The 22754-nt window shown below is 41.2% G+C and carries 24 protein-coding genes, 4 tRNA genes and 2 pseudogenes; 25 read left to right on the forward strand and 5 right to left on the reverse strand.

What is annotated here, in order from left to right; translation table 11 throughout:
* The first annotated feature begins 231 nt into the window (after window positions 1–231).
* Window positions 232–1839 (forward strand): NAD(P)/FAD-dependent oxidoreductase, encoded by a 1608-nt coding sequence (locus tag NQ518_RS02370; RefSeq protein WP_227960954.1) that lies wholly within the window; start codon window positions 232–234, stop codon window positions 1837–1839.
* A gap of 115 nt (window positions 1840–1954) precedes the next feature.
* Here the strand turns inward: NQ518_RS02370 and NQ518_RS02375 are convergent, their stop codons facing one another.
* Complete coding sequence (locus tag NQ518_RS02375) at window positions 1955–3130, reverse strand: hypothetical protein (protein WP_227960952.1); 1176 nt, start codon at window positions 3128–3130, stop codon at window positions 1955–1957.
* Window positions 3131–3599: 469 nt separating this feature from the next.
* Window positions 3600–3992, reverse strand: coding sequence for a DUF1573 domain-containing protein (locus NQ518_RS02380; protein ID WP_227960950.1), 393 nt, complete (start codon window positions 3990–3992; stop codon window positions 3600–3602).
* Between the two features lie 314 nt (window positions 3993–4306).
* Here NQ518_RS02380 and NQ518_RS02385 point away from each other — a divergent pair, with 314 nt between their 5' ends.
* The 15 genes from NQ518_RS02385 (at window position 4307) to NQ518_RS02455 (ending at window position 16202) form a co-directional block, all read left to right on the forward strand.
* A complete protein-coding gene (locus NQ518_RS02385) occupies window positions 4307–4810 on the forward strand; it encodes a DMP19 family protein (RefSeq protein WP_023058450.1) in 504 nt (167 codons plus the stop codon).
* 2 nt (window positions 4811–4812) lie between these two features.
* Complete coding sequence (gene smpB, locus NQ518_RS02390; protein ID WP_036872427.1) at window positions 4813–5292, forward strand: SsrA-binding protein SmpB; 480 nt, start codon at window positions 4813–4815, stop codon at window positions 5290–5292.
* A gap of 450 nt (window positions 5293–5742) precedes the next feature.
* Entirely contained in the window at window positions 5743–6126 is a 384-nt protein-coding gene (locus NQ518_RS02395; RefSeq protein ID WP_227960948.1) for a hypothetical protein, read from the forward strand.
* Window positions 6127–6164: 38 nt separating this feature from the next.
* Window positions 6165–9536 (forward strand): RHS repeat domain-containing protein, encoded by a 3372-nt coding sequence (locus NQ518_RS02400; protein WP_227207061.1) that lies wholly within the window; start codon window positions 6165–6167, stop codon window positions 9534–9536.
* Window positions 9537–9546: 10 nt separating this feature from the next.
* Window positions 9547–10119, forward strand: a complete 573-nt coding sequence (locus tag NQ518_RS02405; protein WP_040561875.1) for a hypothetical protein — start codon at window positions 9547–9549, stop codon at window positions 10117–10119.
* Between the two features lie 291 nt (window positions 10120–10410).
* On the forward strand, window positions 10411–10827 hold the full coding sequence (locus tag NQ518_RS02410) for a hypothetical protein (RefSeq protein WP_040561873.1): 417 nt from the start codon (window positions 10411–10413) through the stop codon (window positions 10825–10827).
* Window positions 10821–11279, forward strand: a complete 459-nt coding sequence (locus NQ518_RS02415; protein WP_040561871.1) for a hypothetical protein — start codon at window positions 10821–10823, stop codon at window positions 11277–11279. The genes NQ518_RS02410 and NQ518_RS02415 overlap by 7 nt, the downstream gene beginning before the upstream one ends.
* Before the next feature lie 420 nt (window positions 11280–11699).
* Window positions 11700–12200 carry a hypothetical protein gene (locus NQ518_RS02420; protein ID WP_227960946.1) on the forward strand — a complete coding sequence of 167 codons (501 nt, stop codon included), beginning with the start codon at window positions 11700–11702 and terminating at the stop codon, window positions 12198–12200.
* Window positions 12181–12639: a hypothetical protein gene (locus NQ518_RS02425; protein ID WP_227960944.1), complete on the forward strand. Its 459-nt coding sequence runs from the start codon at window positions 12181–12183 to the stop codon at window positions 12637–12639. Before NQ518_RS02420 ends, NQ518_RS02425 begins: the two co-directional genes overlap by 20 nt.
* Window positions 12640–12845: 206 nt before the next feature.
* A complete protein-coding gene (gene map, locus NQ518_RS02430; protein WP_227207068.1) occupies window positions 12846–13709 on the forward strand; it encodes a type I methionyl aminopeptidase in 864 nt (287 codons plus the stop codon).
* Window positions 13710–13802: 93 nt separating this feature from the next.
* On the forward strand, window positions 13803–14831 hold the full coding sequence (gene tsaD, locus NQ518_RS02435; RefSeq protein ID WP_227207069.1) for a tRNA (adenosine(37)-N6)-threonylcarbamoyltransferase complex transferase subunit TsaD: 1029 nt from the start codon (window positions 13803–13805) through the stop codon (window positions 14829–14831).
* Window positions 14832–14895: 64 nt separating this feature from the next.
* A complete protein-coding gene (locus NQ518_RS02440) occupies window positions 14896–15420 on the forward strand; it encodes a CinA family protein (RefSeq protein WP_227207071.1) in 525 nt (174 codons plus the stop codon).
* A gap of 150 nt (window positions 15421–15570) precedes the next feature.
* Entirely contained in the window at window positions 15571–15834 is a 264-nt protein-coding gene (gene rpmB / locus NQ518_RS02445) for a 50S ribosomal protein L28 (RefSeq protein WP_004349771.1), read from the forward strand.
* A 5-nt stretch (window positions 15835–15839) separates the two neighbouring features.
* Entirely contained in the window at window positions 15840–16028 is a 189-nt protein-coding gene (rpmG, locus tag NQ518_RS02450; RefSeq protein WP_004349772.1) for a 50S ribosomal protein L33, read from the forward strand.
* 15 nt (window positions 16029–16043) lie between these two features.
* Window positions 16044–16202, forward strand: a complete 159-nt coding sequence (locus tag NQ518_RS02455; protein WP_004349773.1) for a DUF4295 domain-containing protein — start codon at window positions 16044–16046, stop codon at window positions 16200–16202.
* A gap of 210 nt (window positions 16203–16412) precedes the next feature.
* On the opposite strand, the gene NQ518_RS02460 is transcribed toward NQ518_RS02455, so the two are convergent.
* From NQ518_RS02460 to NQ518_RS02470, 3 genes are all read right to left on the reverse strand, one after another.
* Window positions 16413–16943 (reverse strand): peroxiredoxin family protein, encoded by a 531-nt coding sequence (locus NQ518_RS02460; protein WP_227207073.1) that lies wholly within the window; start codon window positions 16941–16943, stop codon window positions 16413–16415.
* Window positions 16944–16955: 12 nt separating this feature from the next.
* The gene (locus tag NQ518_RS02465) at window positions 16956–17894 is read right to left on the reverse strand and encodes a ribose-phosphate pyrophosphokinase (protein ID WP_004349775.1); all 939 of its coding nucleotides are present in this window, start codon (window positions 17892–17894) and stop codon (window positions 16956–16958) included.
* Between the two features lie 64 nt (window positions 17895–17958).
* Complete coding sequence (locus NQ518_RS02470; RefSeq protein ID WP_102697604.1) at window positions 17959–18567, reverse strand: beta/alpha barrel domain-containing protein; 609 nt, start codon at window positions 18565–18567, stop codon at window positions 17959–17961.
* Window positions 18568–18671: 104 nt separating this feature from the next.
* On the opposite strand from NQ518_RS02470, the pseudogene NQ518_RS02475 reads away from it, so the two are divergent.
* From NQ518_RS02475 to NQ518_RS02515, 9 genes and pseudogenes are all read left to right on the forward strand, one after another.
* Window positions 18672–19295, forward strand: a pseudogene (locus tag NQ518_RS02475) (type III PLP-dependent enzyme domain-containing protein); the annotation flags it as partial.
* Between the two features lie 127 nt (window positions 19296–19422).
* On the forward strand, window positions 19423–20595 hold the full coding sequence (locus NQ518_RS02480) for an IS4 family transposase (RefSeq protein ID WP_227208630.1): 1173 nt from the start codon (window positions 19423–19425) through the stop codon (window positions 20593–20595).
* A gap of 49 nt (window positions 20596–20644) precedes the next feature.
* Window positions 20645–21208: pseudogene (locus tag NQ518_RS02485) on the forward strand (type III PLP-dependent enzyme domain-containing protein); the annotation flags it as partial.
* A 108-nt stretch (window positions 21209–21316) separates the two neighbouring features.
* Window positions 21317–21389: transfer RNA gene (locus NQ518_RS02490), tRNA-Gly, on the forward strand.
* Window positions 21390–21430: 41 nt separating this feature from the next.
* A tRNA-Leu gene (locus NQ518_RS02495) sits at window positions 21431–21512 on the forward strand.
* A gap of 27 nt (window positions 21513–21539) precedes the next feature.
* A tRNA-Leu gene (locus NQ518_RS02500) sits at window positions 21540–21623 on the forward strand.
* A 23-nt stretch (window positions 21624–21646) separates the two neighbouring features.
* Window positions 21647–21719: transfer RNA gene (locus NQ518_RS02505), tRNA-Gly, on the forward strand.
* A 27-nt stretch (window positions 21720–21746) separates the two neighbouring features.
* Window positions 21747–22301 (forward strand): hypothetical protein, encoded by a 555-nt coding sequence (locus tag NQ518_RS02510; protein WP_227207077.1) that lies wholly within the window; start codon window positions 21747–21749, stop codon window positions 22299–22301.
* Between the two features lie 28 nt (window positions 22302–22329).
* A complete protein-coding gene (locus NQ518_RS02515; protein WP_004351180.1) occupies window positions 22330–22752 on the forward strand; it encodes a single-stranded DNA-binding protein in 423 nt (140 codons plus the stop codon).
* Window positions 22753–22754: the final 2 nt, after the last annotated feature.

Consider the following 22754-nt stretch of genomic DNA (forward strand, 5'->3'; position numbering starts at 1 on the left):
TTTCATGCCTCATCATGCTGCGAAGTCGATATTTGGTGACAAAAGTACGAAAAAACTTTGAATGGCTTATCATACAACATTGATTTCCCTTCGATGGGCATGAACTTTGAAAAGAGTTGGTTTTAATCTGAAAAATACTTGGGTAGCTGGAAAAAAAATACTTATTTTGCAAAGAGATAAGGTGTTTTGTGACATCCTTTTTTGTCGAAAATCTACAAAATTTCTTCATTCATGATCAAAGAATTTCAAATCAGACTTCTTCCTCAGCATGCTCATTCCGAGCAGACTATCATTGAATATCTGGCCAAGGAAAAGGGAATGGATGCCCGAACGGTGAAGCATGTGCGGGTGTTGAAACGGTCTGTTGACGCACGGCAGCGAACGGTGTATGTGAATCTTAGTTTGAGAGTGTACATCAATGAGTTGCCACAGGATGAGGAATTCATCAGGACAGTTTATCCGGATGTGTCCCAAAAGCCTCGTGTCATCGTGGTGGGAGCTGGTCCGGCGGGACTTTTCGCCGCACTTCGTTTGATTGAAGAGGGCTTCAAACCCGTGGTCATCGAGCGGGGGAAGAATGTCAGGGAGCGCAAGAAAGACCTTGCCATGATTACCAAGACGCAGAAGGTGGATGCTGAAAGCAACTATTGTTTTGGTGAAGGTGGCGCCGGTGCGTATTCGGATGGCAAACTGTATACCCGCTCGAAGAAGCGTGGTTCGGTTGAGAAAATTCTCAATGTGTTTTGCCAACATGGTGCTTCAACCTCGATCTTGGCCGACGCACATCCGCATATCGGTACGGACAAGTTGCCGAAGGTCATCGAAAACATGCGAAATACCATCATCAACAGTGGTGGAGAGGTGCATTTTGAAACCAAGATGACGGCTTTCTTGCTGTCTGCCGAGGGGGATGAGGTGCTGGGCGTTGAAGCCGTGCGATTGTCTTCGGGGCAGGAAGTTACGTTCAAAGGGCCGGTCATCTTGGCCACCGGACACAGTGCGCGTGACGTATATCGATATTTGAGTGGTGCCAAAATAGAAATCGAACCGAAAGGATTGGCGGTTGGAGTGCGCTTGGAACATCCTTCAATGTTGATCGATCAGATACAATATCATGATAAGCGGGGTCGGGGAAAATATCTTCCGGCGGCCGAATATTCATTTGTCAGTCAGGTGGAAGGACGTGGCGTTTACTCGTTCTGCATGTGTCCGGGTGGCTTTGTCATCCCTTCTGCCACGGGTCCGAGGCAAATAGTGGTGAATGGAATGAGTCCCAGTAACCGCGGAACGAAGTGGTCGAATGCGGGCATGGTGGTGGAATTGCATCCTGAAGACGTTCGCCAGGCAGGCATGTTGATGCCCAGTGATGATGAAAAGCTGAATGATGATTTGGTGATGATGCAGTTGCAGGAACAATTGGAATACACTTGTTGGTTGCAGGGAAATAGGCAACAAACTGCTCCGGCGCAGCGAATGGCTGACTTTGTGAACAGCAAATTGTCATACGACTTATCGGCATCCAGTTATGCTCCCGGCTTAATGAGCAGTCCACTTCACTTTTGGATGCCGCCATTTATCGCCCATCGTTTGCAAGAAGGCTTCAAGAAGTTTGGACAGATGAGCCGTGGTTTCCTGACCAATGAAGCTGTCGTGATAGCCGTTGAGACGCGAACGTCGTCGCCCGTGCGTATTCTCCGCGACCGCGAAACGCTGCAACATGTTCGCGTTCGTGGCCTCTTTCCTTGTGGAGAGGGCGCTGGCTATGCAGGTGGAATCGTCTCTGCCGGTATTGATGGTGAGCGATGTGCCGAGCGATGCGCTGCGTTTCTGTCTAAATGACAAACGTGTTGATAAATTTTGTGGGGACAAAATAAGAAACGGACGTGCCGCCAGATGGACACGTCCGTTTGATATATAGATAATCAAGTGTATGATTTCTCGTTTCAGCGCATGGTTATCTGTTGATAAACTTCTTGCCATTTTGTATAACAACACCCTTATATGTCTTGTCAACACGCTGGCCAGCCAAGTTGTACATCGGTGCATTTTCGTTGAGGGTCTTGCTCTCTGCATTTAAGTTGTCAATCCCAGTCGTTGTGTCGATGCTGATAATCGTAATCTGATAATTGCCATTAAACATGCTGACAATACCTTTGACGGTTTTGTTATTAGCCCCTTCCAGCGTTGACAGATCATTATAGGCGTCTAAGTGGAAGCCGTTGTACAATTGAATCTTTTGATCTCCGACGTGGGCATAGTAGTTGGTGTGCGTCCCCGATTGTTCGCTCTGTATGGTTACTCCTTCCACTTGTACCAAGTCAGAGAGGTTCTCGCCCGCCTTGTCGGGGGTGATGACCTTTGGTTTTGCTGGTGTACCATTGGTGATGGTCAACCCGTCAGCGTTGGTTTTATCGGTATTCACACCTTCGGGCAGTCCTTTAAAGTCTTTTAGTTCCAAGGTTACTTCACCGTTCACCATCTGGTTTTCTTTGAGGGTTAGTCCGCTATTGTACAACAGCAGGGCACCTGTAGCATCGCGGATGTAAGTGCTGGTGTTGCCTTTGTTACTGGTCCATGTGTAGAGTACCTGTGCATTATTCAATTTTAATTGAGCGGTAGTACCGTCAGATAACGCCTTAAAAGCTGCAATGTTATCTACTGTTTGTACTTCAGGGGTAGGAGTAACAGCTCCACCTTCTAAGGTAACGACTACTTTATAGGCACGTACTTGTTTCGTAGTCTTAAAAGTGATAGAGGTAGCCTTACCTGTCCATGTAGCTGTTTCTTTAGTAATTACCAGGCCTTCTTGTGTAGCAAAGTTGGATGCTGCATGTCTTTTATCGCCTGAGCAGGTCATCTCGACTTTTACAATGTTTTTGTCAGTAGCAGATAGGGTTACGCTTGAATTGGAATAGAAACGGTATTCTGCTTTCTTTGTCTTGTAATGAACGGCTGCAAGTGCAGCATTTGTGCACGAAAGAGTGACACCGTCTTTGCTTACTTGGTCAGGTTTTCCATCTCCTGTTTGTGTTCCTTTGTCTACATTGGCGTCAAATGTCACTTGTGCAAAGGTGATGCTGCTTATCAAAGCGAGCAAACTCATTACTGAAATGCGTAAAATTTTGTTCATACTCAATAATTTCTAAAGTTAGTTTATAAGTTATTTAGTTGGAGCAAAGTTACAAAATATACTCGATATTGATGTTTTTCTATATATTAATTTTTTGTGACAACACGTCTTTTTAATAGTTTAAATGACTGCTGCTTTCAGTTTATTGTTGACTGATTGTTAAATATTGAACTTTTTAGGGGTAAAATTTGTTATTGTCAATCTTAAACATTATATTTGTCACAGTTTTTAGATTTCATGATTTATGAAATCGTCCCTCGAGGTTGGTAGCATCCTGCACCAACCTCTTTTTTTTTGCTTCTGTGTCGCATCAATGTGTCAAATAGGCTGTTCCAAATGTTGACTACTCGTGGGAACATGGAATTCGTTTGTTATACAGATCAATCATTGTGGTTCAAAAAAAGAGGGGGTATCACTGTTTTGATACTCCCTCCTCTATGTGTATGTATACTATAAAAGTAGTCTTTGCTTATTTCTTAGCCTCTTCCATGACGCCCTCAATGTACAGACGGGTCATCTCTGGCTCCCCATTGGTGCGTACCGTGATGGTCTTTTTGAAGTGTCCAGGGAATCTACCTTTGCCGTTGTACGTTACTTTTATCTCACCTTTCTTTCCTGGTTGAACAGGAGTTTTGGTGTAAGCTGGCACAGTGCAACCACAGCTTGCCACAGCTTGATTGACGATAAGCGGGGCGTTACCCACGTTAGTGAAGGTAAAAACGCACTTCTGCTCAGGTGTGCTTTCATTGAATTTGCCAAAGTCGTGAGTGATTTTGTCAAACTTGATTTGTGCTTTTTGTTGTGCGTTTACTATGGTAAAACAAGCAAACAGCATCATGGATAACATGATCAGTTTTTTCATTTTCTAGTCCTTTCTTTTTTATTCGGTTTGGGCAAAGGTATAAATAAATTAATGAGATTCCAATGAATATTAAGAAATATTATACTATCAATGCTCTCCGGGTGCTATTTTATATTATAATGTGGAATGAAATATGTTTCGTAGATAATTTTAACTTATGCGAATACTGGTACATGGTCACCAGTGAAACGAGAAGAACTTCCACGGCCAAAAATCAAAAAAGAACTGGTTGAAGTGGTAATGTGTGTGCAAACAGTTCAAAAATAGTTAATAATGTGAAGATAATCAAGACGAATTGCATATCTTTGCAGTGTATGATTGAAATAAAACTTGAAGAAAACGTTCTGCAAAAAGCAGCTGAAGAAGGGATGGATGTATTTCTTCAGGCGATTGTGGATACGATTTATGATGCGATAGGCGGAGAACTGACGGCCGACTCGATGCAACAACTAAACTCGGATCAAATTACGCTGTTGGCTTATCACATCCTTCATCAGGAAGTGATGGACGGTGGATTCGTACAGCTCATTCATAACGGTTATGGTCCCTTTATCTTCAGAAACCCTTTTGACAAGGCTCTGAAAAGCTGGGACATCCACGATTTGTCTAAGATGATAGGGAAATGTCATAAGCTCTATCGTAAATATGCTGCCGAATTGGAACAAGATTGTTCTGACGACGAGTTTATGGCGTTGTTTGAGAAATATCCAGCCTTTGACGATTTTGACGATGAATTCGTTGAAAATGAAGAGCGTTGGACGGAAAATATTGCACGTTATGTGGATGAACACATCGGGCAATTTGTAAAGATTGTGTAAGAATGAATAAGGAAGAACTCGCACTAAGAAAAAAGAGTCCCATACAGATTAGGAACAAAAAAGCGTCATTTGAGTATTTTTTCATTGATACTTATACCGCCGGCATCGTGCTCACGGGTACGGAAATCAAGTCCATTCGCCTGGGTAAGGCCTCTTTGGTTGATGCCTTCTGCTACATTTATCATGGCGAAATTTGGATTAAAGGGATGAACATCAGTCCGTATTTCTATGGCTCTTACTCGAACCCAGAAGCCAAGCGTGACCGCAAGCTGTTGCTGACGAAACGTGAAATCAGAAAGTTGGAAGCCGACATCAAGGTAGCTGGTCATACCATCGTTCCCACCTTGGTGTTCATCGATGCGCATGGAAGAGCCAAGGTGGACATCGCTTTGGCTAAGGGAAAGAAGGAATACGACAAACGACAAACGCTGAAGGAAAAAGAAGACAGGCGAGAAATGGATAGGGCCGTCAAAAACTTTTAGATGTAGCGACGAAAGATGCAATGTGGTGTCATTGTTGTTTACGTTGCAGATGACCGGTCAAGGTGGTGACTGACTTTCATGATGAAATATACTCACGAGTAATCTTTAGGATTAGATAGGTGAAATATCGGTTGACTGAGTATGGCTATCATCAACCTTTCTGTGCAGATTCAAAAACGAAGTGCAAAACTTGTAGGCTGACTCTACCCCGGAGACTTTTGTTGTTTTTATTCCAAACTATTTGTAAAATCAAAAAATAGTGTTTATATTTGCGATACCATACAAGAATATATAGCGATATATTCAGATGATACTCAACACTTTTCTCTAATGACTAAAACCTTAAGGCGTATGAAACACTTTATTCTAACCGTGATATTGGTATGCATAATCGCATGCAAGTGCTGGCGTATATCAATTTAACTTATGGAATTTTAAATAAAAGATAATATGAAACGCAAATTGTCCCTCCTTTTTTTTCTCTACATTTTTTTATTTTCTTCTTTTACATGTAAGAGTGAATGTGAAATGCAAAAAAACAGAGAATTATTAAAAGATTATTTTTTGTGTTGTTGTATGAATTATGGTTTTAAAACTACTGACTTAGTCCGCATTGACCGTTCTAAAACAGTTTATTTTGATGTGTTAAATTATACTTTGCCAGCATTACAAAAAGTTGATAGTTTAGCAAAAAGCTTCATTTCAACTATAGAAATTTCTTCATATGAAAATAAAGATTTTAAAAATATAATAATGCTTAGTATAGAAGAGTATAGAAGTAAGAACGTAGACCAATTTATAAAATCTATGGATGTTTATATGATTAAAGAGTAGCAAATCCGCTGTGAGAAATAAGAACGTAGACATTTCAAATGGTAATTCTATTTTCGAAAAAATTCGTACCTTTACATACGACAACGGCGCAAACGTATGACAACCTGGTAACATCTGGCAGATACCTGATTGGACAACCTGTGACAAAAACCGTTACGAATGTACGCGGTGGCACATCGTGGGTCAATAAGGAGACGATTACCTACAATACCAATCGTTTGCCCGAATCTCGAATCTCATATATTCAAGACAACAAGGTAAATGAGACGCGCTGGACCTACGACGCCTATGGCAACATGACGAGTGAACTTTCGGCACCGTATGACGTGGCTACATTCTTAGGTACGACGTTTACCTATGATGCTGAAGGCAGGAATCTTGCTTCTTCAACCAACGCCTTGGGGCAAACCACGACCTATGCCAATTATGACAAGTTTGGCCATGCAGGCACAGTTACCGACTTCAAGCACCGTACTACGTCTTATCAGTATGACGCTTGGGGGCAGCTTATCTCCACCCAACACCCGGACGGAACGAAAGAAGAAGTAAAAACGGACTGGGGCGGACAGGGATTGTATACCGTAACAAATACGGCTACGGGCAAACCGTCAACGGTTGTGCATCATGATGCTTTGGGACGTGCAATCAGAAAGGGGAGTCAACGCTTTGACGGGCAATGGCAGTTTGTTGACCAAACGTATGACGGAAGGGGACGGTTGGAAAAAGTGTCGCTTCCTTTCAGAGGAACGTCACCCAACTTCTGGGCTACCTATACCTACGACCCATACAATCGTCCGCTTACCCTGACAGAGGCCTCAGGCAAAACAACCACATGGGCTTATGACGGACTGAGCACCACCGAGACACGAAACGGCATTGCCACAACCAAAACGACAGATGAATCGGGGGCATTGATAAAAGTAGAAGATCCGGGTGGAATGATAGAATATACCTTGCGTCCGGATGGTCAGCCATCGCGCATAACGGCCCCAGGTAATGTGGTGACGTCGTTTGAATATGACCAATATGGAAGACAGACATCCATCACCGACCCCAGTGCAGGAAGACAAAGCTTCACTGAAACCTATGCTGCTGACGGCAGCAAGACATTGACGGTGACCGATGCCCGAAATGTCAGCAACACGACTGTTTACGATCAATATGGCAGGGTAGTGGAAAAACGAGCTGACACAAATACCTCATACGTTTATAATGATGACGGTACTTTAGCACAGTTATATTCAGATAATCTTAGCATGCGGGTATTTGAATATGATGAAATGGATAGGGTTGCAGCCGTTTGGGACAATCTTTCCGAAGGGAAATTCTTAGAAAAGCGGTTTACCTATCACGATGGCAACATTGCCGAAATCTCATATACCTCACAAACAGGAGCCATTGCAACAGAAAAGTATGTTTATTCCAACGGGTACAATACAGAAATCAAGCTGAATGACGACATCAGTATTTGGAAACTGACAGAAGAAAATGCCTTAGGTCAGCCCACCAAAGCCGTCACGGGAGCATTGAACCGCACTTACAGCTATACAGATTTTGGTATGCCTACCAGCCGAACGGCTGGCAACATCCAAGACTTTGCCTACGACTCCGACATTCAGACAGGTAACCTGAACAGCAGGACCGACAACACCCGCCATCTTACCGAAACGTTCGGATATGACAACCTGAACCGTCTGAGTAGCATCGGACAACAGCAGATAACCTATGCTTCCAACGGCAACATCACACAGATGCCCGGCATGGGCAGCATGCAATACAATCATGCAGACAGGCCTTATCAGGTTACCATGTTGACACCTGATGGAAACACAGTGCCATTAAGATCACAGACCGTTACGTATAATTCCATTCAACGCCCGGATGAGATTTCAGAAAACGGCATCAAAGCTTCGTTGACGTACAATGCAGACGGCGACCGGATAAAAATGATTGTAGACAGCGGAGGTTCCACTCTTCTGACACGTTATTATTTTGACGGCAAGTATGAAATTGACGGTGTCAAGGGTAATGCCGCCCAACGCTTATTCATCGGTGGCGATGCTTACAGTGCTCCGGCCGTGTATGTCAAGGAAGAAAACAGCAGTGAGTGGAAGATATATTACATCTGCCGTGACTATCTGGGCAGCATCACGCATATTGCGAATGCTGATGGCACTTTAAAACAGGAATTGAGTTATGATGCGTGGGGACGGTTGCGCAATCCTGAAACACAAGTAGCTTATGCACCGGGCACGGAGCCTGCGTTGTTCTTAGGACGTGGCTACACGGGTCATGAACATCTTCCGCAGTTCGGGCTTATCAACATGAATGCCCGCCTGTATGACCCTGTCTTGGGCCGTTTCCTCAGCCCTGACCCATACGTGCAGATGCCAGACTTTACGCAGAGCTTCAACAGGTACAGCTATTGTTTGAATAATCCGCTGGTGTATGTGGATGGGGATGGGGAGTTCTGGCATCTTATAATAGGGGCAGTCATAGGTGGAATTGTAAATTGGGCTTCACATGGATTTAAATTTAACGCAAAAGGACTTGGCTATTTTGCTGTTGGGGCAGCAGCAGGTGCATTAGGTGCTGGTGTTGGTGCAGGAATAAGCTCTGTTTTGCCAATTGCAGGTCAAATGTCGGGCGGTTTTGTTGCGGGTTTTTTTGGAACTAGTACAGCAACAACTGCCACCACAAGCTTTGTGTCTGGAGCTTTGATAGGAGGAGGTGCAGGACTAAGCAGTGGATTTGTTTCTGGTTTTGGAAATGGACTGATGCAAAATCAAACTTTTGGACAGGCACTTTTGAGTGGTGCGAGAGATGGTCTTATAGGAATGGGTGTCGGTGGAGTAGTGGGTGGAATAGCTAGTGGAATTTCCGCAAGCATTGATGGTAGGAATTTTTGGGATGGATCAAGAGTAACTAATACTGAAGTTCTTGGTAACGCTAATCTCCCTAGTGTTATACAAAATAATGATATGAATTGTGGTCCTGCTACATCTCAAGCCAATACTGGAGTTTCACAAGATGTGTATAGAGATCATTTAGTGAAAAAATATAATTATGGAATAAATGACCCAGTTAAACCGTTAGATATGAATAAAGCGATTACAGATTTAACTGGGCGGGCAGTTAAACCTTTAGGGACAGAGTTACCTTCTGACGTACTGGGTGCTAAACAATTGTCTGGTTTGTTAAATGGTGGAAATCGGTTTATGTTATCCTCTGGAACGGGGACTGCAATAAATCATGCTACAGCATTAAACAAAATTTCGGTACTTACTATACAAAAAATATCTGGTGTTACCTTCCAAAAAGTTGTGTATCAAGTTATGGATCCAGCTTCTGGAGTTTTCAGAAATATTGGTGCACGTTCAATAGATTTTATATGGAGAATACTTCCCTAAAAATTGCATTATGAAAAAAAATATAATATTATTAATTATGTTGTTGCCATCATTTATAAATGTTATACCTCAAAAAATAATTCCCAAGATCGAAATAAAGCAGTTAGAAAAACAGGCAATTTGTAAAATGCGGAAATTATTTGATATTCCAAAGGAAGAACAACTTTTTGCTACAGTTCTTTTTGAAGTCTTGGATAGTACTCAGACATATTCAGTATCTCCAACTTTTGAGAAAAATAATAAGATATGTAATTATTTAGAAAGGTTAAAAATAATTCATTATGAGATATTTGTATATGATAGTGAATTAAAAAGTGTTTTTGTTGTCAATCGGGTATTTTTAGGAAAAGGAAGATATAAAAAAAGGTATTATGTAGGAAAAGAAGATGATTTTATCATCTCAACTTTCTTACTTAAAAATAATTACGATTATGTTTTAAACCTTATAGATGCACCATCACAAGGAAATAAACTTGTGTTATTATGTTGCAAGAATACAAAAATGGATTTAGCATTTTTGAAAGATGAAACAATTAAATCAAGACCAGTATGTAATGAAGATACTTTTATTTTTGGTGAGTGATCGTATAAATCAGTCCGGGTAATGGCTGTTCAACACGGTAAATCCGAATGGATCTGCGCCTTTTCTGATTATTGATTTTTATCCCATTTTATTTGTGTGATTCAAAAATAGTGTTTATATTTGCAATACCATACAAGAATATATGGCGTTATATTCTGATTTTATTGATTGCTTATCTCTAAAGACTAAAACCTTAGGGCGTATGAAACACTTTATTCTAACCATGGTATGGGCATGCATAGCCCTACAAGCCTATGCACAACAGTCTTTGTCGTATGCCTATGATGCTGCGTGAAATCAGAAAGGGGAGTCAACGCTTTGACGGGAGCTGGTGTAGGTGCAATTACTGGTGCCGCTTCTGGTTTTAAATATGCTAGGGATAATAAAGTGAATCCGTGGACGGGTAAAAAATATATATCTAATGATGTTATACAAAAGTTTAATGAACATGCTTTTTCAAATAATAGACATGAGGATATAGGAATATCTAAGTCAGATATTACAAGTCATGTGGAAGATTTTGTAATCAAAAATAAATTCAATTTGCGAGAAGGCAGTAATACTTTTCAAGGTACAATTAATGGCATACAAAAGTCTTTAATTATCAATGTGCACAATGGACAAATTCGTTCATTAAACTTATTTCCTGGATATTCAAACCGTCCGACGGCAAATCCTATTATTAAATTTGGAGAATTAAAATGGTAGAAAATAAATCAATAATTATAAATGATGACAATTATTTAAAATATCAAAAAAATAATATAATCATAATAGAAGGTATTAGCAATGTGAATATTGACTTCAATTATTCTGAAATAAAAACACCTGTTTATATAAAAGAATGTGTAATAAAGAATATGTATTTGAATTCAACGTGGTTTCGCAAAGGATTTGTATTAGAGAATTGCATAGTTCTTAATGATATAAATCATGAGATGGGCGGACATAATTATTCGGAAATACATATACATAATAATATCTTCCTTGGTTTTTTTGATTTTTTTGATTGTCATTTTTTTGAAAGAATGACTGTTAATAATAATATTTTTATAAAAGGTACTAATTTGATAGGTAATACATGTAAAGGATATAAAAACATATTTGATAAAGGATTGGAATTATATGAAAATATAGGACGATTGAATGAGGAAAATTAACGTTGCTTATCCAAGTTATAATAACGTAAAAGATCAACCGATAGGTTTAAGCAATGCCCGAAATGCAAAATTAGCAGATGTTGTGATAAAGGAGAACCCCAAAATATTGTTTTCGCTATCTCAAAACGATAAAATCAGGCTAATGGGACAAAGAAGTTAAGCACATTTTTGTCACATTAGCCAAAAGATTATTTTTTGTGTTGTTGTATGAATTATGGTTTTAAAACAACTGACTTAGTCCGCATAGACCGTTCTACAACGATTTATTTTGATGTGTTAAATTATACTTTGCCAGCATTACAAAAAGTTGATAGTTTAGCAAAAAGCTTCATTTCAACTATAGAAATTTTTATAAAAACAACAATTTAAGATGGACACCCTGGTAGCACATTTTTAATAGGAGGCGATGAACATGGTTTCATGTATGATTCCACAGATGATCGCCCTGATATTTGTCCAATTTGTAAAAATAGGATAAAAGATGTTCCTAATCCTAATTATAAATTGAAAAGCCGTCGTAATATGGTAACGACGTATGACCATTATACGATTGTTTCTGAGCAGTTTCGGGAGTTTTGTCTCTGTAACGAATATGCCAATATTCATTTTACTGAACTGATCAAGTGTAAAGGATATTATATACTTGATGTGGGAAATGTTTGTTATTTAGATGAAGAGAGAGGTCATACACAATTTATTCGCCACCGCAATTGTTGTGGTAGTTATGACGAAGTAATAAGTCCTTCTATGTATCTCTCAATAGAAAACAACTTTCTATCAAACGATTTTATTTGTAGAAGTTACTATAGTTACGGCTCATTCTATTACAAATTATATAAAATAATCATAGGGGTTGAAACCAAACAAAAGATGATGAAAGCTAACTTAAAAGGAATATATTATGGGAATATTTTTCAATAGGAAGAAAAAGTTTGAACTACAATACGGGTCTTCTAAACCAATAGAAGATACAAGCCTTGAAGATTTTTTGCGATATCCAATTTGGTTATGGGACTATGCAAATGAAGGTGTGGGTGAACAGGACGAGACATGGATTCATCCTGTTGTTAACAGTTATGATGTAACTGATGATATGCAGGATGCTCATATCTTGTTGAGGGATACAAAAAACCGAGAATGGTACGTGGCATTATTAGATGTAAAAAAGAACCAAATAACAGATTTATTCTTAATGACAAAGAATGTCGATATTTACATTAATGAGACAATGATGAAAGGTTTGCCTAAGAAAAAGATTACCTTGAAGGCTATCCCTACTATAAATGGTGAAAGTGGTGTCATATTTGAAGTCCAGGTTCCTGCCAATATCTATGAGTCTACTAACCTGTGTTCGGTATAAGAGAGATGCTTTAAAAGTTGGTAATCTAGCTAATTTATAGTACCTTTAATACTGTAAATGCAGATTCAAAATCGAAGTGCAAAACTTTCTGGCTGACTCTACGTTAGGCTCTACCGTGTTGTTTGCAAACTTAAAAAGGTTGAATAAATTTTGTGGTGTCTGTAATTTGGTGTACTTTTGTACACTTGGTAAATTTAAGTATGCAGATGAATTTTAAGAAGAAGAAAAGATGGCATGCCTTGTCAGGGCAGCCCTTAACTGATCTTGACAAACAGGTGATGTACTGGGAAAATAAGGGTAAACTGGTTCCCACTCGCGAATTAATCAAAACTCCGGAGCAAATAGAAGGTATCAGAAAGTCAGGCGTGGTGAACACGGGTGTGCTGGACGAAGTGGCCAAACAGATTCACGAGGGGATGGATACGCAGGAAATTGATGATATCTGCATGAAATATTGCGAAGAACACCATGCCATTCCGGCTTGTCTCAACTATGAAGGCTTCCCTAAAAGTGTTTGTACCAGTATCAATGAAGTGGTGTGTCATGGCATCCCTAAGAAAGAAGATGTACTGAAAAACGGTGATATTATCAATGTGGACATGACGACCATTGTGGACGGCTATTACGCAGATGCCTCGCGCATGTTTATCATCGGTAAGACAACTCCGGAGAAAGAGCAGCTGGTACGCGTTGCGAAAGAATGCCTGGAGATTGGTGCGGAAGCAGCGAAACCATATAGCTTTGTGGGCGATATAGGCCACGCTATTCAGAAACATGCCGAAAAATACCATTATGGAGTTGTAAGAGACTTATGCGGACACGGCGTTGGAATAAAATTTCACGAAGAACCTGATGTCATGCACTTCGGTCACAAAGGCACCGGCATGTTGCTGGTACCGGGTATGGTGTTTACCATAGAACCGATGATTAACATGGGCACCTGGAAAGTTTTCATCGATGCAGAAGATCCATACGGCTGGGAAATCGTCACTGGTGACGAACTGCCCAGTGCACAGTGGGAGCATACTTTTGTGATGACCGAACACGGCGTTGAGATTTTGACACACTAAATAGCTTTGATGGTGCAGTTAAATAGCTTTGATGGTGCTGTAAAGATGCGAAGAAGCCGCTGACTGCGCCCCGCTGAAGGAAAGAATTTAATCATGAAGGAAGACATATATATATTAGGTATAGAGAGCAGTTGCGATGACACGTCAGCAGCTGTTCTGCGCAATGATGTGTTGTTGAGCAATGTAACAGCTTCGCAAGCCGTGCATGAAGCCTATGGTGGAGTGGTGCCAGAACTGGCATCACGCGCTCATCAACAAAACGTAGTGCCTGTTGTGGATCAGGCGTTGAAACGCGCGGGCATCACCAAAGAACAATTAAGTGCAATAGCCTTTACGCGCGGGCCAGGCCTGATGGGGTCGCTGCTCGTAGGGGTGAGCTTTGCCAAAGGTTTCGCTCGCTCCCTGGGCATCCCTTTGATAGACGTCAATCATCTGCAAGGTCATGTCATGGCACATTTCATCAAAGAGGACGGTGACGACCATCAACAGCCTCCGTTGCCATTTCTTTGCTTGTTGGTGTCGGGTGGTAACTCGCAAATTGTGAAGGTCAATGCCTACAACGACATGCAGGTGCTGGGACAGACCATTGACGATGCCGCTGGTGAGGCGATAGACAAATGCTCGAAGGTGATGGGACTTGGATATCCCGGGGGACCCATCATCGATAAATTGGCACGGCAGGGAAATCCGCATGCTTACAAATTTGCAGAGCCACACGTCGCTGGTATGGATTATAGTTTTTCGGGATTGAAGACGTCATTCTTGTATAACTTACGCAAATGGGTGGCTGAAGAACCTGATTTCATAGAGAACCATAAAAATGACATCGCAGCAAGTCTTGAGTTTACCATTGTGGATATCCTCATGAACAAACTGAGAATGGCTGTGAAAGAAACAGGCATCAACCATGTTGCCGTTGCCGGTGGAGTGTCGGCCAACAACGGATTGCGCAATGCTTTTCGTGAACATGCTGAGAAATATGGATGGACCATCTATATTCCTAAATTCAGTTATACCACAGACAACGCAGCTATGATTGGCATCACAGGTTATTATAAATATCTAGACAAAGATTTTTGTAGCATCGATAAACCAGCATTCAGTAAAGTAACGTTTAAATAAGTAGGCTGACACATCATGCGAAGATCAGACTAATAGGATAAAACAGAAGGCAACAGTTATAGAAATGGACTTTGGAAGTAAAGTTATCAGTCGTGAGATACAACAGATGTTGTACGATACAAAGAAAACGCTTGGGACGGCAGAAAGCTGTACGGGCGGTCGCATTGCGGAAGTCATCATCGCCGTTCCGGGTGCTTCCAATTACTTTAAAGGCGGTATCATCGCTTATAGCAATGATGTGAAAGAGAAGTTGCTGGGTGTTGATCATGAGGTGATTGAAGCGCAAACAGCCGTCTGTGAAGAGGTGGCAAGGCAAATGGCCGTAGGGCTTTGTGAAACATTGGATTGCGACTATGTGATTTCTATCACTGGTGTCGCCGGACCAGGCGGAGGAACACCGGAGGTACCCGTTGGAACCATTTGGATAGGATATGGAGCGAAAGACGACATCAGGACCTTTCAGCTGACGGAAGACCATGGTAGAGATCTTAATCTGAACTTTGCAACTAACAAAGCACTGCGTCTTTTCTTAGAATATCTACAGGAAAACGCACCCGAACGCCAACCTGCCAATCAAGTGGAAAAGTAATGCAAAATAGTATTGCTACACGGTAAAACATCAAAAAAACTTAATAAAAAGGATTCTTTCAAGATTTCTTTTGGGTTTTCGATAAATATTTGTAATTTTGCACCCTGTTTGGAATAAGTATCAAAACGATAACAATAATTTAAGATAGCAATGTCTAAGATTTGTCAAATCACAGGAAAGAAGGCACAGATTGGTAACAATGTGTCTCACTCAAAGCATCGTACAAAGCGCAGCTTTGACGTAAACCTATTCAGCAAAAAGTTCTATTATGTAGAAGAAGGTTGCTGGATTAGCCTTAAGATCAGTGCGGCTGGTCTTCGTCTCATTAATAAAGTCGGTCTTGACGCAGCGTTGAAGAAAGCCGTTTCTAATGGCTATTGCGATTGGAAAGACATTAAAGTAGTAGGAGAATAGTCATTATGCCAAAGAAAGCAAAAGGTAATAGAGTACAGGTAATCTTGGAATGCACCGAGATGAAGGATAGTGGACAGCCAGGAACAAGTCGTTATATAACGACGAAGAATCGTAAGAATTCTCCTGAGCGTCTTGAGTTAAAGAAGTACAATCCTATTTTGAAGAAGATGACTCTTCATAAGGAAATTAAGTAATAAGGAGATTATAGAATGGCAAAGAAAGCGGTCGCTACCCTCCATGAAGGTAAGATGGATGGTCGAGCATATACAAAGGTAATCAAAATGGTGAAGAGCCCAAAGACGGGTGCTTACGTTTTTGATGAACAAATGGTTCCAAACGAAGCAGTGAAAGACTTCTTCAAGAACTAATATTTATCGAAATTTGGATAAGATGAATGCAGGTCATTTATCTTTTCACTTGATAAAAGCCACAGGCTCTATGGATAGATTTCCATAAGGTCTGTGGTTTTTTGTTTGAGTGGTTATTCGATAAAGATGTTACATAGTGAAGAAAACAGAAACAGGAGGAAGCGTATAGGCTTCCTCCTGCATTATAGATTATCATTGTAAAATAGAAGGTTAGTCCAACTTTTCTGCAATAAATTGGCGCAGGTCATCACCTCTGAGTCCCTGAACGAGAATGGTACCTTGCTCGTCAACCACAACCGTATGTGGTATGGAGTTGACATTAAATAGTTGGGCGGCAGCATTATCCCATCCTTGAAGGTCCGAAAGGTGTATCCACTTCATGTCCAGTTTGTCTACAGCTTGTTTCCACGAAGCCTCGTCCTTATCGAGAGAGATGCCAATGATGCCCAATCCTTTAGCATGATAGTCGTTGTAGAGTGCCACCACACTTGGTGCTTCTTGGACGCAGGGGCCACACCAACTGGCCCAAAAGTCAAGAATGGTAATCTTATTTTTGGCCACTTCGACTTTGACGGAAGTTTCGTTTCCATTGATGTCGTTCATCTTGATGTCAGGAATCGTATTGTCTTGAACAGCTACTTGCTGCGCTTCCGGCAGTTTGTCCTTCTTTTTTGATTGGCACCCTGTGAGTACAAAGGTACTCATCAAGGTGATTGCAATAAGCGTGGATGGCTTCATCATAGTTGCTTGGGATTAAATTAAATATTGTGATGAGATACTCTCATTGTTGATTACACGGCGGATGGTCTCTGCAAACATGTCTGCAACAGATAGTTGTTTGATCTTGGAACATCTTTGAGTGTATGGAATGGAGTCCGTAAAGACAATCTCTTCAATGGATGAAGCTTGCACTCTTTCTGTAGCCGGACCGCTCATGACAGCGTGTGATGCCAGTGCTCTCACGCTGATGGCGCCGGCATTCTTCATGACATCGGCTGCCACAGTGATGGTGCCTGCGGTGTCTATCATGTCATCAATCAAGACAACATTCTTACCTTTCACATCGCCAATGATTTGCATGCTTTCCACTTCATTGGCGCGAGCGCGGGTTTTATTGCACAAAACGAGCGGGCATCCCAAATATTTTGCATACGTATTGGCACGTTTGGAACCACCAACGTCTGGAGAAGCAATAACCAGCTGATCTAACTTCAGACTCTGCAGATAGGGGAGCATAACGCCAGATGCATACAGATGATCCACAGGAACGTTGAAAAATCCTTGAATTTGATCGGCGTGGAGATCCATTGTAATGAGGCGATCAATGCCGGCGCAACTTAACAAGTCGGCAACAAGTTTGGCGCCAATGCTCACTCTTGGTTTGTCTTTGCGATCTTGTCTTGCCCATCCGAAATAAGGAATCACAGCAATGATGTGTCTTGCCGACGCACGTTTTGCAGCGTCAATCATCAGCAAAAGCTCCATCAGGTTATCAGAGTTGGGGAATGTACTTTGAACGAGAAAAACATTCTGTCCACGAATGGATTGTTCGTAGGATACTGCAAATTCACCATCAGAAAATTTCGTCATGACCAACTTTCCCAATGGGCAATTCAAACTTGCGCAAATCTTCTCTGCAAGGTATCTCGATTTTGTACCTGAGAAGATTAAAAAAGAGTCTTTGTCACTCATTACTAATTAGCATTTATGATTTATAGTGTTATAGAATATTCTTCAGTTGTAAGGATTATTATTCCTATCCGACAACCTTTCGTAGCTTTTCAAAGTGTGCCATCAAATCTTTGAAATCCGTCTCATTGTGGATGTCAAACCTACTCCACAAGTCGCCTCTTATCACCACTCCGCCAAAGCCATAATCCTTGGCAAGTTTCACATTATCTATATTCATGCCTCCCGCGGCAAATACGTGTCGGTCTATGAGACCCCTTTTGGCAGCCTCTTCAATTTGCTGCATGTTGAAGTTGGCTTTATGATTTTCTTCCTCAATGCTGTCGAAGATGTATGTCAAAAAGGTATCATCGGCTTTTTTCTTCGTTTCCTTCAGCAAACTCAAATCTGAGCAATTGCGAGTAATCCGTCCCCGATAGCCTGCGGGCGGCTGATCGGTTAATTGGTCCAGATGAATTCCTGATAAGTTGTATTCGTTCTTCAGATAATAGTGCTCGTGAACCGTAATTCTCTTGTGGTACTTTTCGGGTAGCAGTGACAGTAAACGCTCTGAATAAAGGGGTGACGAACCAGGCTTGTGTAAATGCAAGTTGTCCATTCCTTCATCAAAAAGGGCAGTAAGTATTTTGTCTTCTTCCACAAAAAATGTGGATTTAGTCATGATTACGAGCTTCATCACTATTTTGATTTGATGTTGCAAATGTATGAAAATAATATCAAATTAGCAATTTTATAAGAAATAAAAAGTTACCTTTGCCCAGAAATACATATCTAGGAGACATGAAAGTTGACGCGAGAACATTTGAGAACATAAGGAACTCCATCTATATACTTGAAGAAACAAAACTGAGACGAAATCTTCAATTGATTAGCAGCGTAGCCGATAGAGCCGGTGTGGAGATTATATTGGCGTTTAAGGCCTATGCGCTGTGGAAAACTTTTCCGGTCTTTCGCGAGTATATTCACAGTACAACAGCCAGCTCACTGAATGAAGCCTTGTTGGGTTTTCACACATTTGGCGCTCCTACTCATACTTATTCTCCTGCCTATGTGGAAGACGAGATTGAAGAGATAGCCCGTATGTCAAGCCATCTCACGTTTAATTCCCTATCACAATTGGAACGTTTCGGGCAAACTGTCAAAAGCGTGAATCCATCCATTAACGTGGGACTGCGTATCAATCCAGAATATTCTGAGGTGGGTACAGACTTGTATAATCCATGTGCGCCGGGAACAAGATTTGGCGTAACGGCTAATAAACTACCTTGCGAGTTGCCTTCTGTGGTCACTGGATTTCATTGTCATTGTCATTGTGAAAGCGGTGCTGATGTGTTTCAGCGAACGCTTGCTCATATTGAAGAGAGGTTTTCTCCATGGTTTTCGCAAATCAAGTGGATTCACTACTGTCCACGAAAATCTTTTAATAATCTCTTGAAACGCCTATAAATACAAGCTTGTAGGAGATAAAATAGACTCCCTACTTTTGAAAAGAGTATCTTTGCCACAAATTACAATTTGAAAGCAGATACTTATGAACAAAGGTCGATACGTATTTTCACAGCTGTGCGACTTTCTGCCGACAGACCATTTCAAATGGTTGATAAAAAAGTATGAAGGTAATAAATATGTGAAGAGTTTCACTTGTTGGAATCATCTGATGGTTCTTCTATTTGGTCAGTTGTCTAATCGTGAGGGATTACGAGACCTTATTGTAACCATCACTCCGTTCAAGTCAGCGTTCCACCATCTTGGTTTTGGAAAGAATGTCAGTAGAAGCAATTTGAGCAAGGCCAATGAAATACGCGAAGTCAAGATATTCCAAGAGTTTGCAGACAAGATGGTTTCCATAGCAAGAGAGAAACGAGGAGTCGTCAAGGACTTCTTCATATCGAACAATGTCTATGCGTTTGACTCCTCAACAATATCATTGTGCCTTTCTGTATACTGGTGGACTAAACTGCATCATGGGAAAGGAGGAGTGAAATTGCATGAACTGTATGACGTGAAGACAGACATTCCGACATTTTCTGTCATTACAGACGCTTCAGTTCACGATTCTCAAGTGATGGAGCTAATTCCCTATGAGAAAGAGAGTTTCTATATATTTGACAGAGCGTATATGGCAACTAGGAAACTTTATATAATAGAAGGAGCAGAAGCTTACTTTGTCGTGAGAGAGAAGCATAAAATGCCGTTTGAGGTCATAGAGGATAAAGAATACAACAACCCTTCATCTGGAATTATGGCTGACCAAATTATACGTTTCAAGGGATACAAGACTAAGAAGCAATATCCAAATAAACTTCGACGAGTGGTATTCTATGACTATGATGGTAATAGGACATTTGTATTTTACACGAACAATTTTGAAATTACAGCGGAACAGGTTGCTATGCTTTACAAATACAGATGGAGAGTAGAACTGTTCTTCAAATGGCTGAAGCAACATCTGCGCATCAAAGAGTTTTATGGAACCTCGGAGAATGCTGTAAAAATACAAATCTATGCAGCTATCATTGCATATTGTCTTGTCGTTATCGTACAAGAATGTATGGGGCTAAAGCTTCAAACCTATGATGTTCTAAGAATTTTAAGCACGGCATTGTTGACAAAAATGCCATTGTGTGACTTGCTCATTGAACAGAAAGAGGAAGAATTTACTGAAGGAAAAAACCTGCAGCTCTGCCTCAATTTTGATGGGTAACTATCAATTTGTTACTTTTTGAAATGTTAAAGGGTTTTCGTGGACAGTAGTGAAGTGGATTAATTTCGGCGGTGGACACTTGATGACGCGCAAGGATTATGATATCGATTTGTTGGTACAAACCCTTCTTGATTTTAAGAAAAGATACCCACATCTGAAAGTAATTCTAGAACCAGGCAGCGCCTTTGCGTGGCAAACGGGACCGCTGGTGTCGCAGGTTGTCGATGTAGTAGAAGATCACGGCATCCGAACGGCTATCCTCAACGTGAGCTTTACGTGTCACATGCCCGACTGCTTGGAAATGCCATACATGCCAACGGTGCGGTTTGCCGATATCGTTGAGGAGGAAAAACATCTGCCAACCAAAGAACATATATATAGATTAGGTGGAAACTCGTGCCTCAGTGGCGACTACATGGGCTCGTGGCGCTTTGACCATGAACTACAGGTTGGTGAAAACATTATTTTTGAAGATATGATGCATTACACTACGGTTAAGACCAATATGTTCAATGGAGTGGGGCATCCAGCAATAGGTTTCTTGCGTCAGGATGGCGAATTAGAAGTGCTACGCAAATATACTTTTGACGATTACGCAGATAGGATGGATTAAATAAATAGCAATCCATTCAGAAAAAAAAGATGATTTTATTTGTACAGTCAGAAAAAAGCATTACCTTTGCACAGCATTTGGAGAAATGTCCCTTGCTAAAAGGGTGATGCGGCAATAGCTCAGTTGGTAGAGCACAACCTTGCCAAGGTTGGGGTCGCGAGTTCGAGTCTCGTTTGCCGCTCTCGTTCTGAATAAAACCAATAGGGTAACTTTACCCAACTTGCCCAGGTGGCGGAATTGGTAGACGCGCACGTTTCAGGTGCGTGTGTTTAACAACGTGCAGGTTCGATCCCTGTTCTGGGCACTTTTATTCAGGATGGTAACAAATGTTGGAGAGGTGGCGGAATTGGTAGACGCGCTACTTTGAGGGGGTAGTGAAAATTGCTTCGTGGGAGTTCGAGTCTCCTCCTCTTCACGTTTTGTTGTTATTATATTGATGCGGCAATAGCTCAGTTGGTAGAGCACAACCTTGCCAAGGTTGGGGTCGCGAGTTCAAGTCTCGTTTGCCGCTCTTTTTTTCAGAGAAACATACTCATTCATGAATTTATATTTAAGATACTTTGATCGTGAGACATTAGTTTATAATGTTGAAGAAGCTTTAGAGTTTTTGCGTTCTATACCCGAGATAGTGGTAGACATGGATTTGGAATCAGACATCCGCGATTATGTTGCAAGCGACGTCTTCTATCCAAAACGTTATAAGGTACGCCCCCGAGTATATTTCATCATTATCAAGACCACGGCAGAAACGATGCTCGATTTTAAGCAAAAAAAAGCGTTACACCCATCCAATCATCCAGCGAGTCCTATTGATAAGCGGGATATTGCTGCCACAGCTATGACGCGTTTGACCGAAATTCATGAAGGCTGGTATGAGGGTTCTCTAGATTTCAAGAGAGTGGTTTTGATTCCTTCCACAGGTAAGCATGAGTACAAGGATACGCAATTCATCGCTCAATGCAAGGCCAATTCCGGACAAGATTGTTACAATCGTATTGTCGACTATCTCAAAGATCGTGTGGACAGTCGCTCCCAATTTCCTTCTGCAAAAGGCAAAAATTTCCGTTTCAAGTATTTAGGCATGTGGAAATAGCATATTCTTCATCAAATAGTACATTGTCATGAATAAAGTAATGCTCATCGGTAATGTTGGTAAAGACCCAGAAGTAAGATATTTTGAGGCCGATCAAGCGGTTGCGCAGTTAACGCTGGCAACAACTGAGCGTGGCTATACGTTGCAAAATGGAACTCGGGTTCCAGATCACACTGATTGGCATAACATCGTTTTCTATCGAGGTTTGGCCAAGGTTGTCGAGAAATATGTACATAAGGGTGACAAACTGTACGTTGAAGGGCGTCTGAGATATAGGACATACGATGACCAACGTGGTATCAAACGATATGTCACAGAGGTACTGGCTGATAACATGGAACTCCTTTCCCCTAAGCGTGGCGCCTCGTCAGAAGCGGAAGATAAAACAGAGAAGAGTGGTTCTTCTGAGACGACCACTCCGACAAATGATACAACTAAACTACCCTTTTGAAA

The sequence above is a fragment of the Hoylesella buccalis ATCC 35310 genome (assembly GCF_025151385.1).
GTDB lineage: Bacteria > Bacteroidota > Bacteroidia > Bacteroidales > Bacteroidaceae > Prevotella > Prevotella buccalis.

Coding starts and splice junctions, on each gene's coding strand:
- NQ518_RS02425 (WP_227960944.1), top strand. CDS start 12,181: ATGGGAATATTTTTCAATAGGAAGAAAAAGTTTGAACTACAATACGGG.
- NQ518_RS02465 (WP_004349775.1), bottom strand. CDS start 17,894: ATGAGTGACAAAGACTCTTTTTTAATCTTCTCAGGTACAAAATCGAGA.
- NQ518_RS02400 (WP_227207061.1), top strand. CDS start 6,165: ATGGTAATTCTATTTTCGAAAAAATTCGTACCTTTACATACGACAACG.
- NQ518_RS02470 (WP_102697604.1), bottom strand. CDS start 18,567: ATGAAGCTCGTAATCATGACTAAATCCACATTTTTTGTGGAAGAAGAC.
- NQ518_RS02480 (WP_227208630.1), top strand. CDS start 19,423: ATGAACAAAGGTCGATACGTATTTTCACAGCTGTGCGACTTTCTGCCG.
- NQ518_RS02510 (WP_227207077.1), top strand. CDS start 21,747: ATGAATTTATATTTAAGATACTTTGATCGTGAGACATTAGTTTATAAT.
- NQ518_RS02395 (WP_227960948.1), top strand. CDS start 5,743: ATGAAACGCAAATTGTCCCTCCTTTTTTTTCTCTACATTTTTTTATTT.
- NQ518_RS02455 (WP_004349773.1), top strand. CDS start 16,044: ATGGCAAAGAAAGCGGTCGCTACCCTCCATGAAGGTAAGATGGATGGT.
- NQ518_RS02460 (WP_227207073.1), bottom strand. CDS start 16,943: ATGATGAAGCCATCCACGCTTATTGCAATCACCTTGATGAGTACCTTT.
- map (WP_227207068.1), top strand. CDS start 12,846: ATGAATTTTAAGAAGAAGAAAAGATGGCATGCCTTGTCAGGGCAGCCC.
- NQ518_RS02440 (WP_227207071.1), top strand. CDS start 14,896: ATGGACTTTGGAAGTAAAGTTATCAGTCGTGAGATACAACAGATGTTG.
- rpmB (WP_004349771.1), top strand. CDS start 15,571: ATGTCTAAGATTTGTCAAATCACAGGAAAGAAGGCACAGATTGGTAAC.
- NQ518_RS02420 (WP_227960946.1), top strand. CDS start 11,700: ATGTATGATTCCACAGATGATCGCCCTGATATTTGTCCAATTTGTAAA.
- NQ518_RS02515 (WP_004351180.1), top strand. CDS start 22,330: ATGAATAAAGTAATGCTCATCGGTAATGTTGGTAAAGACCCAGAAGTA.
- smpB (WP_036872427.1), top strand. CDS start 4,813: ATGAATAAGGAAGAACTCGCACTAAGAAAAAAGAGTCCCATACAGATT.
- NQ518_RS02380 (WP_227960950.1), bottom strand. CDS start 3,992: ATGAAAAAACTGATCATGTTATCCATGATGCTGTTTGCTTGTTTTACC.
- NQ518_RS02385 (WP_023058450.1), top strand. CDS start 4,307: ATGATTGAAATAAAACTTGAAGAAAACGTTCTGCAAAAAGCAGCTGAA.
- NQ518_RS02405 (WP_040561875.1), top strand. CDS start 9,547: ATGAAAAAAAATATAATATTATTAATTATGTTGTTGCCATCATTTATA.
- rpmG (WP_004349772.1), top strand. CDS start 15,840: ATGCCAAAGAAAGCAAAAGGTAATAGAGTACAGGTAATCTTGGAATGC.
- NQ518_RS02370 (WP_227960954.1), top strand. CDS start 232: ATGATCAAAGAATTTCAAATCAGACTTCTTCCTCAGCATGCTCATTCC.
- NQ518_RS02375 (WP_227960952.1), bottom strand. CDS start 3,130: ATGAACAAAATTTTACGCATTTCAGTAATGAGTTTGCTCGCTTTGATA.
- tsaD (WP_227207069.1), top strand. CDS start 13,803: ATGAAGGAAGACATATATATATTAGGTATAGAGAGCAGTTGCGATGAC.
- NQ518_RS02415 (WP_040561871.1), top strand. CDS start 10,821: ATGGTAGAAAATAAATCAATAATTATAAATGATGACAATTATTTAAAA.